5 protein-coding genes are annotated in these 13,393 nt (G+C 55.5%); 2 read left to right on the top strand and 3 right to left on the bottom strand.

The window, feature by feature from the left end; genetic code table 11:
• Positions 1–32 precede the first annotated feature (32 nt).
• Complete coding sequence (locus tag MXE39_RS04215) at positions 33–1,529, bottom strand: M48 family metalloprotease (RefSeq protein WP_246977495.1); 1,497 nt, start codon at positions 1,527–1,529, stop codon at positions 33–35.
• A 542-nt stretch (positions 1,530–2,071) separates the two neighbouring features.
• Here MXE39_RS04215 and MXE39_RS04210 point away from each other — a divergent pair.
• Positions 2,072–4,015, top strand: coding sequence for an AI-2E family transporter (locus MXE39_RS04210; RefSeq protein WP_246977496.1), 1,944 nt, complete (start codon positions 2,072–2,074; stop codon positions 4,013–4,015).
• Between the two features lie 164 nt (positions 4,016–4,179).
• On the opposite strand, the gene MXE39_RS04205 is transcribed toward MXE39_RS04210, so the two are convergent.
• Entirely contained in the window at positions 4,180–5,010 is an 831-nt protein-coding gene (locus MXE39_RS04205; RefSeq protein WP_246977497.1) for a tetratricopeptide repeat protein, read from the bottom strand.
• Between the two features lie 32 nt (positions 5,011–5,042).
• Positions 5,043–7,139, bottom strand: coding sequence for a DUF3413 domain-containing protein (locus MXE39_RS04200; protein WP_246977498.1), 2,097 nt, complete (start codon positions 7,137–7,139; stop codon positions 5,043–5,045).
• Positions 7,140–8,955: 1,816 nt separating this feature from the next.
• Here MXE39_RS04200 and MXE39_RS04195 point away from each other — a divergent pair.
• Positions 8,956–13,383: a hypothetical protein gene (locus MXE39_RS04195; protein ID WP_246977499.1), complete on the top strand. Its 4,428-nt coding sequence runs from the start codon at positions 8,956–8,958 to the stop codon at positions 13,381–13,383.
• Positions 13,384–13,393: the final 10 nt, after the last annotated feature.

Raw genomic sequence — 13,393 nt, 5'->3', positions numbered from 1 at the left:
CAGCTCTGCGACGGCGCGGCTGCCGGGCCTTACTACTGACTTAGCAGGGCCTCGTCAAAGGAGCGCTGCATGGAGATTTCAGCTACGCGCGCCTTGATGCGCTCGCGGGTGAGCTCCTGGGTACACTCGCGCAGGGCCTGACCGTAAATGCCAATGGACTGCTGGTAGGCGGCGCTTTGGGCATAGATTTCACCCCTGGTCTGCAGGGCCTCGCATTTGTCCTTGAGCTCACGCTGGGTCTTCTCAAGCAGGCTCAGGGCCAGCAAATCATCAGGACGCAGGCGCAGGTAATTGTTAAGCACGCTGCGCGCCCGGGTCAGCTGTCTGTTTTCAATCAGGGCTGAGGCCAGATTGGCCACTATGACCTGATTGCGCGGCATGACGCGGTAACGGGCCTGCAGGCGCTCAATGGCCTGAGCCTCATGACCGCGCTTGAGGTCAATATCAGTTTTGAGATCGAGCACGAAAAGGCTGGTGTTTTTGTTAACCGGCAGCCTGTCCAGATACGAAAGAGCAGACTCGTAATTTTCAAGCTCATATTCGGTCAGGGCCAGAGCATAGTTGACATAGGCTTTCGGACGCTTGTCGACATTGGCCTTGATGACCTCACGGAGCTTCTGAAAATCAGCCTTGTCCTTATGACCTGAGAAGCGCACGGCAATGCGGGCCTGAGCCATAAAATAGTCAGCATTGGAGGAATTGTCGCGCCGGCCATAAATCTGAGCACGGTTCTGAGCCTCGGCTACACGTATGTCAGAGAGCGGGTGGTCGATAAGCAGAGTAAAGGCCGGATTGATATTGCCCTGCTGGGCCAGCAGGCGCTTGAACATGTCCACAGCGCCATAGGGATTCATACCTGATTTATAAAGCAGGGCTATGCCCAGGCGATCGGCCTCATACTCATTGTCGCGGGTAAAGTTAATACGGCTTTGCATCTGTGCGCCCATGGTGGTGGACAGAGCGGCCATACCAAGAGCCGGATTTAAAATGGACATGACAATGGAGCCAATCATACCGGCCATGGACAGCTGACTGGTTACGGTCATGCTCTCGACAAATCGGGCAATGTGGCGCTGGGTGACATGGGAAATTTCGTGGGCAATAACCGAGGCAAATTCATCTTCGGTCATGGCATAGTTGAAAAGGCCGGTATTGATAGCCACCTTGCCGCCCAGAAAGGCCGAGGCATTGAGGCTGGGATCATTGACCACAAAGAAGGTAAAGGGAAAGTTCACATGATCGGCATGGGCAAGCAATCTGTTGCCCAGGGTAGTGACATATTCACTGAGCACCGGATCGTCGAGCACATTGAGCTGTGAGCGGGCCGTGCGCATGAAAAACTCACCTATGGCCATTTCCTTTTGCACGGTAATACCCTGCACACCGGCTGTACCGATCTGAGGAATGAGAATGCTGTCATCCGGAGCGGCAGCAGCAGCTGGTATTGTCAGTACTGCTGCTGCAAGCGCGCCTGCAGCCAGTCTTTTAAGAGCACGGCCTGTTTTTGATGCTGTCCGTTTAATCATCATCTATCTCCAGCTGACTGCGGTATGGGCACACGCCCAGGCGCCTGAACACACGCCCCGGCGCCTGACCTGATGCCTGGCATAGCAGGGCCCGGCACGGCGGGGCGCCCTTTATGGTAAAACTCTAGCATATGCAGCAAGGATTAGCGTGAGGTTAGCCTGTGCAGCCGTAAATTGCACCTTTGCAGTACGATACGCGCCAGGACATGGCTCCTGCCATGGCGCCGGCCATGGCCTCAGTCCCGGCCCCAGGCGGCCTCTGGTGCAGGCCCGGCCGGTTGCCGGGCTGCACCTGGAGGACACTGGTGCAGGCCTGGTGTGGCCGCCTGTGTCTGTGCTGTGGCGGGGCCCGTGGTGATGGTTAATTTATCTTCACTTTGGGAGGCTGGTATCTGTTAATCACGAGACGGCTGATATAGACTAACATCTGTAATTGAGAAAAAATTCCGTTCCGGGAAAATAGTGCGGCCGGCCCGCCGTTTATCAGTGCGCATAACTGCACTGAGCTGTTTTTTCCCAGTGCCACAAAAGGCTCCACCCCCAACATGTTCACTCTGCTCAGGCGCTGGTATGAGCGCCACTTCTCCCAGCCTGGCACCATTGAGTTTGCTCTGGTGCTCACCGGCTCCTTTATCATCGTCTACTACTTCATGTGGCTGGTAGGCCCTATTGTCGTAGCCCTTTGTCTTGCCTTCTGCCTTGACTGGCCTGTCGAGTACATGAAGCGCCGCTTTGCCATTTCCCGCAAGATAGGCGCCACCATAGTCATGTTTGTATTCAGCTCTTTGCTGGTATCAGCCACCTTGCTGCTGGTGCCTAATGTCATCAAACAGGGCGCCGAATTTTACAATTCCGTAGTTTCTTTCAGTACTGATGATTCCTCTGCAGACAAACTGCCCCAGTCTCCCCCTGAAAGTCTGAGCGGCGGCGCTCAGGCAGGTCAGGATGACGCTGCCGGTGGTGCTGGCGCCGGTGGTGCTGGCGCTCACAGCCCTCAGGGGCACAGCCTCGATAGCTCCGCTCTTAAGGACTCATCGGCTTCAAATGAGGCCGGCATCAGCGCAGCTGCCGGTTACCGCAGCGGCTCCAGCGCCCTTGGCTCAGCCGCCGAGGCCTTTGCCCATGTAGCCACAGCAGGAGGTGCGGGCACTGCAACAGGGAAAAGGGCTGCTGCCAGTGGGGCAGCCGGTGACGCCGCTGCCGGTGGCACAACTGGTGCCGGTGCCGGCGACGGCACCACGGGCTCAGGCAGCGTGCTCAGCGATGGCTCTGACCGTAATCTGTCTCCTGAGGGTGTCCAGGCACTGTCAGAGCAGAACGGCTCAAGCGCCGGTGCCGGAGCTGGAGCCGGTGTGGGCGCTGAGGCTGCCCTTGATGGCCCGGCCATGTTCAGCGCCCGTGATCATGGCCGCAAGAACGAGACTACCATTGTCTATATCACTGGACCTGGTGCCGAGGGTCATGGGACTGATCCCCAGAGCAAGGAAAAAATGGCTCAGGCCGTAGCCAGTGCTGCACTTGCAGCAGCTGAAATTGAGCTGGCCCGCCGTGATGGCAGCAAGGGTATGCTGGGATCTGATCATGGTGAGGTCAGTGCCGTCAGTCACAATGGCGATAACGACAGCTATCAGATTACCCTCATCAACGGATCAGGTGAGCAATTTAATTTCAGCAGCAATGAAAACGAATTTACCCTCTCTGTAACTGACTTTGATGCCCGTCTTGCCAAGGAGCTGCATGATGTGGTGCTCAATCTGCCTGATCCCCTGCCAGGCATGCTCACTCAGAGCCTGATTGAAGAGAGCGTACGCAATGCCCGCATGGCTGCCACCAACAAAATGGCTGATCTGATGCGCACCCAGCTTATGCCATCAGTGGTCAATGCCTTTACCTGGCTGGTCTATGCCATTATTGTCCCTATCTTCACCTTCCTTATGCTCTATAACAAAGAGCAGCTGCAGATCAGGGCCCTGACCTTCATTCTGCCTAACAACCAGGTGCTGATGCGCAAGTTCTGGCCGAGCATACACCGTCAGATAGGTGGATATATCAGAGGCAAGCTCCTGCACATCATCATCATTGCCATTGCCAACACGCTGGCTTTCATGCTGCTTGATGTTAACTATGCTCTGCTCCTTGGGGTTGGCGTAGGTCTGTCTGTGGTTATTCCTTATGTAGGAGCGGTGATCATTGCCATTCCTGTGGTCATGGTAGCTATCTTCCAGTTTGGCTTCAGCACCGATCTAATCTGGGTTCTGGTCGTATATACAGTCATTCAGCTGCTCGACAGCAATGTGCTTACCCCTATGCTCTTCTCCAAAGCCATGAATCTCGATGCCTTCTCCATTCTGGCTGCCATTTTGATATTTGGTAATCTCTGGGGCTTCTGGGGCGTGTTCTTTGCCATTCCTCTGGCCACCTTTATCAAAACCCTCATTGTCAAGTGGCCAAATGCCGAGCCCGTCAACCACAAGGGTGAACGCATCTGACCTGATACCGGCCAGAGTGCATACTGTGCTCTCTGGCCTTACGGGCATCAAAAAAGGCCGTCCTGTAAGGGACGGCCTTTTTTGTTGCCATGGCAGCTGTGCTGCTGCAGCGCCACGGGCAGTATGGCTGCGCTGCACGCTGCCGCGCGTGGCGCGTGGCACCATCAGTACATGAGGGTGTAGAGCCTGCGGCGGTAGAGACTCTGATTTGGATCACCATCCATGGTAGCCAGGATATCAAGGAAGGTCTTCTTGACGTCCTCATTGCCCAGATCCTTTTTCAGGAAGGCAAATAAAATGGACAGGGCCTCTTCCTTCTTGCCGGCAGCTGACAGAGCCACGGCATAGGCCACAGTGTTTTCAGCTGACTGATCCTGCTCATACTTTTCCTTGAGCTCGACCATCTCAGGGCTGTTCTGAGCCTGCTCGGCAAGGTCCAGAGCGGACATGAGCTGCTGATACTCAGGGCTTTGCTTTTCCTCACGGCCAAGGTTATCAAGAAGCTCGTGGGCCTTGGCAGTGTTTAAGGCGGCAATGAGCAGACGGGCGTAGATAAAGCGCCAGCTCAGATTGCTCTCATCAAGAGCAAAAGCCTCAGCTGCTTTGGCTACGGCATTGTTGAGATCACCCTCAGCCTCAGAGGCCAGAGCAGCGCGCATGAGCATGTCGCCCTCGCCTGGCATGAACTGATTGAGAGTTTCCTGCAGGCCGTCAATAATGCCGTCGCCCTCCAAAATGGCAGCCGGCTGACCATTGTCGATTACTACCAGGGTAGGCAGAGTGCGCAGGCCCATACGGCCGCCCAGCACATTTACCATAGGATCCTGGATATCGCACATGGCCAGGGTTACATACTCATTACTGTCAGAAATGGCTGTGGTAATGGCATTACGGGCAGCATCGCAGCTGGGATCAGCATCGTAGAAAAAGCAGAAAACAGGCTTGTCCTTTGAGGACATGAAAGTCTGTTCAAAATTTTCCTGAGTAAGGTACATAAGTGTAAATTCCTTGTTCTCCTGACTGAATATCAGCGCAGGAAACGATTGAGATCGCGTGTGGCCTCAATGAGGTTCTCAAGATTAGGTCTTACCTGCACGCGTTCACTGTGACGCTCGACATAGGATTCACCGTCCTGAGAGTAGATAACGGTATCATCACGTCCAATAAGCATCAGATAATCTGAGCCGTCAACCAGCAGATGGTCGCGGCCTGAAAGGGTACGCAGCTGGGCACCGAGCGTGTAATTGCCCTGAGCCGTGGTGATATTGACCACCTCACTTGCTACAGTGGCAAAGATATCGACAGGGGAGCTGAGCACTTCGCTGTGGCGGCCCTGCTTGCCTCCATCCGGCCAGAATACCAGCAATGGCACATGCTGAACCTGGCGATCATAGCGGCGGGTATCCTGACGGAGCAGATCATTGCCCTCAGTTGAGGTAATAATCACCATGGTATTGTCCATGAGACCTGATTTGTTCAGCTCCTGCATAAACAGGCCGATCAGGGCATCAACATAGCGCAGATTGTGCTCATAGGTGATAACAGCCTGAGTGTCAGCATCGGCAGTCACGCCTGAGCTCTCCTCAGTGGCCCGGGCCGGCAGGGCACAGACGGCCTGATCAAAGCGCGCGGACAGCAAATCATCACGATCAGCACCGCCATCGCCCTGAGCATCTGCTTCGCCTGCAGCTGCGGCGCCTGCCCTGGCGCCTGCGCCGGTGGCGGCAGCTTTTCCGGCCGTACGGACCTGGCTGCACTCAAGGGAGGCATCTTCCGAGCTGCGCAAATCGTTAATCACCAGATTAATGGCAAAAGGACGCTGCTCACTGGAGCGGTAGCTTTCAATCTGATGCAGGGCATTGATCATGAGATCACGGGCATTGCCTGAGACGCTCAGCTGCGGGCTGCGCAGACCTGAATTATTGAGCAGCTCACGCAGATAGGTATCAAGCTGACTATCCTTACTGCTGCCAGAGGCACCCGGGGCGCCCGGGGCACTGCCGGCGGCGCCTGCGCTGCCCTGAGCGCCAGAGGATCTGGCGGTGGCAGTGGCAGCACTGCCGTGATGGCCCAGGGTGGCGCCTGATGAGACCATCAGGCGACGCACATAATCCTGACGGAACATTTCATCGGCCGTTACCGGCAGCAGGCGGCTTGAAATCATGGCGCTGCGATACTGCAAAGGCAGGCCGAAATTCATGGAAAAGACATTATCGCCCTCGTCTGAATAGAGCAGATAGTGCTCATCAAAGTTATGGGCCTTTTCCTCAAGAGCGCTTAAAGACGGAGTGAGCTCATGGGTTAGATGGGAGCTTGAGAACCTGTTGATGGCGATGACAATGAGATTGCGCGGCGTGGCTGAGCTGTCAATGGTTAACGGGCTGAGCGGATAATGAATGTACTCTGAGCGCAGGCTCTGCTCGCGGCTTAACTCCTCTTCAGACAGCCAGCCATGGCTGCTCAAAAAGGACTTGGCCGTCATAGGGTAATGCACAGGGAAGGTTGAGCGCAGCAATGTAATACGCTCATAGCGGGCGGCATCGGCCCAGATGTGCATGACATGGGAGCTGATAAAGCACACACCGATTACGGCCAGCACCGAGCGCACCAGATAAGGATGGTGGGCGCGGTAAAGCGAATGGGTAGTGATTTTGGCAAAGACAGCTTCAATGGCCAGCACCAGAGGCACGGCAATAAAGAGGAAGTTGTAATTAAGGCCGGTATCAAAATCAAGCTCACGGACAATGAGATTAAGGGCCGTAAAGCTCAGATGCACCTTGACCATCAGATAGATCTTGATGTCAAAGAGCAGGAGGGTATGCCAGATAACAGCCAGCACTACCGACAGTACGCGGTACCAGCGAAAATTGCCAATGAAGGAAAGCGGGAAGAATATGACCAGAAAGACCACTACAGTCAGAAATGACATGTGGCCCAGGCAGGTAATGATGAGATAGACAAAACTTAAAAAGTCTGGTGCCGGTGGAGCTGAATAGACATATCCTGTACCCAGAAAGCAGCTGAGCAGGATATTAAGAAAGATAAAGTAATGACCCCAGGAGATCGATCGCGACACCTGTTCTTTATAGGAGAAACGCTTGTTAGGTTTAAATGGAGCGTCCATAGCCCGACCACTGTCTCTTGGAAAATCTACTCAGGCACTGTGTACCAGGACCAGCACGGCCTGTCCCTGACAGTAACACTTTCACTGTCAGGCAGCGCCCGGATAAGGCGCCGTCCGTGGGGCTGATTTTATCACAACTGAAAGCCGCTCCCCTGACACTAAGGCCATCCCTGCCAGCACCGGCCTTTCAGTGCACAAAGCCCCTCTCATCAGCCCTCACATCAGCCCCAAAAACCAGCCCTCACATAAACCTTCACACCGCCCTCACACCAGCCCTCAAACCAGCCCCAAAAACCAGGCCGGCAAGGCCAGGTTCGGCCGGGCTGAACCTGCCCGGCCGGGCAGGTCTGACCGCCGGGCCCGGCTGAGCATTTCCGGCTGAGCCGGCCTTACTGGCGCTGGCAGCGCCCGCCCCGGCGATCCTCTGCCTTAAGCATGAAAGCCACGTCTACAGTACTGCCATAGGCCTCAGGTTTAACTTTTCACGCCTTTGCCTTTCCACCATTGCACTTGTGCCCTGATGCGCCCGCGCCCGCAGCTAAGGCGCAAAAGACCAGCCATGTGCTTTTCTGCCTTATCTGCCTTTCCTTATCCTTTATTGGGCCATTAACAGCTCCTTTCCGGGCAGCACCATACCCCCATTACCGAACCCTCTGTTTGCACTGTTCAGGTGCTCTGTAAAATGCTCTGTGAAAAATGTGAGAGCCTGGGAGGGCGTTTTCTGTGAAAGTGTGAGCCTGCGCATTTTTGCCCTGTGAATGATGGGAATTTCTGGGGTGTTTCATGGGGTGATCGGGCTTTTTTCGTTACATATATCGTTTTGCGACAGATCTCACATAAAAATTCAATTACTGCCTGTTAAAGCCTTTTGTCATTTTATTTTGTCTGGATATGACTGGCAAAATTTTGTGATGGGGCTCACATATTTCCATGATTTCACAAAAAATGGCCCCCGGCCCTCATGTTTGCAGCAAGAGGGCCTTTTTCGTCTTTTTATCATGTAGCCACAGGAGCAGCACAGCAGCCACTGGCAGTCATCTGAATTAAACCGTCAGTCAGATGAGCTCAGAGCTGTCACTCAGGTCACATGTCCTGGTACCCGGCGGTAAATGTCTGCATCGCTATCAGGTACCGGCAGATAAGAGCACCAGCACTGACGAGTCTCCATCTGCAGGGACAGTGTCAGCCCTGAGCAGGCCACAGCGCAGTGCTGCCCCTGTACCCGGAATTAAACCGCAGCCTGAAAACTCACAAAGGTTGAACCGGAATCAGCACTACTGACAAACAGACAGAGCCCTGACACAGGACCGCAACAAGTCAGACTGGCTTACACACTATCGCCAGGCATCAGAGCGCTTCCCTTGCACTCAAAGAATCAGACAGATAAAGGATTACCAGTCAAAGCACAGGCCGATATGCCGGCCGGCCAGCACAGCAAACATCACCTCGACCGGCATTTTTAATTTCACGCAGCCCGCTGCAGCCTCTCTCTGTGAGCTTTTGGGGCGCAGCACGGCTGCAGACTGCCTGCAGGCCCAGATGGCCCGGGCAGGGCACAGTGCCACGGCTGTGGCGCTGTGCAGCCGGGCTGACGCCCGGCCCTTTAAGACAACAGTAACGCACATGCTCAGAGCAGCATGTGGCAGGCACAGCCAGCAGCTGCGCAACCAGTTCGCTGCTGCAGAGCGCAGCAGCCGGCCGCGCAACCAGGTCGCTGCTGCAGAACGCAGCAGCCTGCCGCGCAGGCAGGACGCAGCAGCAGCTGCGCAGGCCGCTTCAGTGCCGGCATCATCAGACAGATAACAGGATAACAGCCATGGGATCACTCTCAGCACGTCAGACCATTGAAGAGGTGGCCGCCACTTTTGCCCGTCGCTTTGGCATCAAAGTGGTCTTTGAGGGCAGTGGTGCCTACAGCACCAGTGACACCATCATTCTGCCTCGTATCTCTCTTGAAAATGTCGAGCAGGAGCGCATGATCTACGGCCTGCTGGTTCATGAGGCTGCCCATATCAAATACAGCGATTTTCGTGCTTTTACCGGAGTCAGTGGTGCGCTGTTAAAGGAGCTGGTCAACATACTTGAGGACACTCGCATTGAAAGCCTGATGTGCCGTGATTACATGGGCGCTTATGAAAACCTTGCCTGGGTTAACGAGACTATTTACAGCCGTCTTGAGCCCATGGTGGACAATGCCCCGGCCTGTCCCAAGCTCAATATCATCAAGGCCTATATCCACACCCGAGCAAGTCATCTTGTCATGGACTACCCCGGCTCTGGTTCCCTTGCCTGGCGCTTTTACCGTGAGCTTACCTGTCTTGTCAGCCAGCAGGGCCTTTATGACCTTAACGAATTAATAAGAGAAGTACCTGCCTGTAAGGACATCAGCGATGTGATTGCCCTGAGCCGCCGTATCTACGCTCTACTTGGCTCTGAGTACTTCTTTGTTCCCGATTTTTCGCGCATGGCTTTGCGTTGTCAGCTGTGCAGCCAGTTTGATCTTGAAAACTACCGTCGCCTGGCCGAATTATTCGGCCAGGAATTCAAGGCCCCGGTTTTATGCCCTGCCCCTGTTCACCTGCAGGTTGAATCATGTCAGAGCGTCATCAGCCGCATGGGACTTTCTCTTGATGAAAACGAGGTCAATAACGGTTTTATTCCTGATTTTCTCTCCCCTTTTCTCCCTGAGTTTTTTGCCAGTGGCAATCTCAATGACACGCTCATGGCTGCCCGCTTCAGCGCTCAGCAGCTTGAAGATGCCACGGCCCTGTCCACCATGGCAGCAGGCAATTTAACTGAGGCGCGCTGGCTGGCCCGTACCGCCGATATCGACAGGCCCCTCAAAAAGCCGGCTCCAGCACTGTTAAAAGAGCGCCTTGAGCGCTGCGTCCACGGAGACATGCCCGTCCTGCAGCAAAAGCTCACCCAGGCCATATTAAAAGATCTTCATACCATGCCTGATATTCCGGCCGCGCTGTCTGAGCAGCCGGCCGGGGAGGTTTCCCGAACAGATAAAGTTTTTACCCCGGATACCGCCAGGGCGGCCTCTGGTGCCGACGGCACTGCCAGCTGGGCCACAGGTGCAGGCGCTGCCCTTGCGCCGGCTGCCTCTGGTGCGACAGCGGCTGCAGGAGCTGCAGCCGGGGCTGCAGGCAGTGCAGCAGATGGCGGCGGCGCAAGGCGTGCTGCCGTTGAGCACGGCACCTTCATTGATGAGGGCCCTGATGTTCATCCTGAGACCCTGGCTGTGGGCCCTGAGTACCGTGCTCTTGAGTGTGTTCAGGACTATACCGTTCGTGGCAGCAGTAACCATACCCTGCCTTTGTCCTTTCAGGAGCGCTTTGTCAGCGGTCAGCTTGAGATCCTGGAGCGCAGTGAAGGTGACAGCCGTGATCCTGAGGATTTCTCAAGTCCCTATCTTTATGCCGGCCCTCTGGCCCGCCCTGATATCCCTGAGCTCCATACCCGTATCAACCGCCTGATGAGCACAGCTCTGCATGGCACTGAGGGGGATCAGCAAAAAGCCCGTGAGGCCATGCCCGGTCTTAGTGACGAGCAGTACTGCAATATCATTCAGGTATGTGAAAGCACTGATCATCTTGACTGTCATCTGCGCCCCCTTGATCTGCGTCATAACGCCTTTACCGGCCCTCTGTGCAGCTGGCAGGAGCTCTGTCAGGCCCTGATTACCATGAGCCGCTTTCTGCGCGATCACGAGGATGAGGCTCTCAATGCTGCTGCCCCCGGGCGCCTTGAGGATCTCAAATCCTTTATGGCCATACCTCATGAGCGCTTTCTTGAACTGTGTGGCGATCGTGACCTTGTGGACGTGAGCTATCTTACCGGCTCCTTAAAGCTCAGGGCCGTCTGCCCGTCACTGGAGCTCATTGCCCGTCTGAGCATGGAGATGGCAAGCCGCCCTTATGACCGTCTGCACCTTGCCCCTGTGCTTGATTTGAGCACGGCCGGAGCACCGGTACAGCTGCTCAACGGCATGCGCTCCTGGCAGGCCGGCATGTCACGGCATATGAAAATAGCCGCCGAAGATGTACTGCCTGAGGCCCGCAGCCGCGAGGAGCTTGATGACATCAACAGACGTGCCTTTACCAACTACGATGACCTGAGCAAGATAGTCAAAGCCCGCATCATGACTCCGACCATGATTGAAAACAGCCGTCGTATCCGCGATGAGGGCATATGCCTGCCTGTCTTTCAGTATGACCAGGGCCAAAAGGAAATTGACTGTCTGGGGTGGAGCAGCTTTGATGGCAATCTTGATCTGTCATCCCTGCCACAGCACCGCCGCTCTCTTATGGACCGCACCTATGAGGTAAGACGCCATGCCCGCTACCGCCGCAGCGCAGCAGTGCTGGGCGAGTATGGTCTGTACAGCCGCGACATACTCGACCCCGATCTTATAAGTGATCCGGCCATGTACTGTCGCGACCGCAGGGGCAATATCTACTACAAATACTATTACGAGCGCACCCTCGTTGCCCGCCGCGTCATGCTCAGCTGCGGTCTGCAGCGTGCCGACGCCCCGGCAGCTGACGCTGCCAGTGCCGGCGTTGCAGACAAAGTCGCAGTAGCAGCTGCGGCATCCGGCAGCGGAGCATCACCTGGCCGCTATCCTGTAGCCTGTGCCGTTGCCCGCGATCACTTCAGCGCCATTAACAGTTACGAATACGCCGACCACAATGCCATGGAGCGCAACCGCAGCGCCCGCGCGCTTTATGAAGGCCGCCGTCAGCCTCTGGTATACCGTGGTTTTTATCTCAGTGAACTCTTTACCAAACCATCATCAGGACGCTCTTATATTAACCCTGAAGCCTATGACCCTCTTACAGGTCTGCGCCATCCTGTCTACATAGAGCCTGAGAGTATGGTCTATACCGAGTGGCAGCGCCACACTCGCATGACCTCAGCTCTGCGTCAGCTGCTGCCATGGGAGCTGCAGCTTGCTCATATGGAGCTGTCCCAGAAACAGAGACCGCTGTTTAACATGCGCGATCCGCGCCTTGAAAACAGCTTTGCTGACGCCCTGCGTGAGTACTACTACGTAATCTACCGTCTTGCAGATACCCGCAGTGAATTTCTCGGACGCACCGTCTCAGGCCGATCCGCCCCGGCAGGCACATATGCAGGAGGAGGTAATGGAGCCGGGCGTTGTGCACCACAAAGTGGGCGTGGCCGGCCATCAGGATCCGCCTCAGGCGGCCCTGCCGGTGCCGTACGTAACAGCACGGCCTTTAAGGGCCAGACCTTTACCTCTGAAAGCGATGCTGATGTCATCAGGGATCTTAAGAATCTGCGCTATGACCTGAGACTTGAGCTGATGGCCAATATCGACAGAATGCGCGCTCTGGGCAGCTCTGTGGTCAGAGTGATTGACTGGCAGGTAATGAACAATCCTCAGCTTAACAATCATGGTCTGCACTCAGGACTGATGCAGGACATACAAAAAGCCCAGCAGTACCTTGTAAACAGTGCCGCCACCATCGAGCAGTCTCTGGTACCGGCTCTGAGCAGCGCCATAGAGTCTCTTACCGGCACTCACAAAGGAGCCAGCCGCCATGGCAGTGACCTCAATGTCAGAAGAGCCCAGTTCATGCCTCTTGGTGAGCAGCGTATCTTCAGGGCCGATCAGGAGGTATTTGGCCATGATCTGAGCGTGCATCTGCTGGTGGACATCTCACTGTCCATGCGTGAAGGTCAGAAAGGACCACCGACCATGAAATTTGTCTGCCCTGATTCAGCCGGCTTTATGGCATGTCAGGCCGCCCTTGCCCTGGCACGTGCTCTGTCGCGCACCGAGGGCACCAGCTGTGAGGCTACCTTCTTTCCAGGACCGTTTGAAGGCAGCAGCTGCCTTAATGTCAAAAGAGCCGATGAGGATATCAATGCCGTGGAGCGCTTCTTCTTTCAGCTGCCCCGCCTTGGTACCCCTACAGCACAGGCCATCATGTATGCCATGCACAGCCTGCTGCGCCGTGATGCGCGCCGGCGTGTCATCCTGCTCATTACCGATGGTCTGCCTGATGACAGTGCCGCAGCCGTCCATGCTCTTAATACCGCCCGCGCCCGGGGAGTGCAGGTACTGTGTACCGGCATTCTCAAAACCACCGAGGAGTTTAAACAGCAGGCCCGTCAAATCTTCCCTGACATGGTCACAGTAGAAAACTTAAATGACCTGCCAGCCACAGTAAGCCGCCTGCTGCTCGACTACACGGCAGCATACAGATAAATGCCAGGCG

This window comes from Anaerobiospirillum sp. NML120511, from assembly GCF_023050955.1.
Classification (GTDB): Bacteria; Pseudomonadota; Gammaproteobacteria; order Enterobacterales; family Succinivibrionaceae; genus Anaerobiospirillum.
Note: the sequence above shows the minus strand (reverse complement) of the source record. Positions and strands in the feature narration are given on the sequence as shown.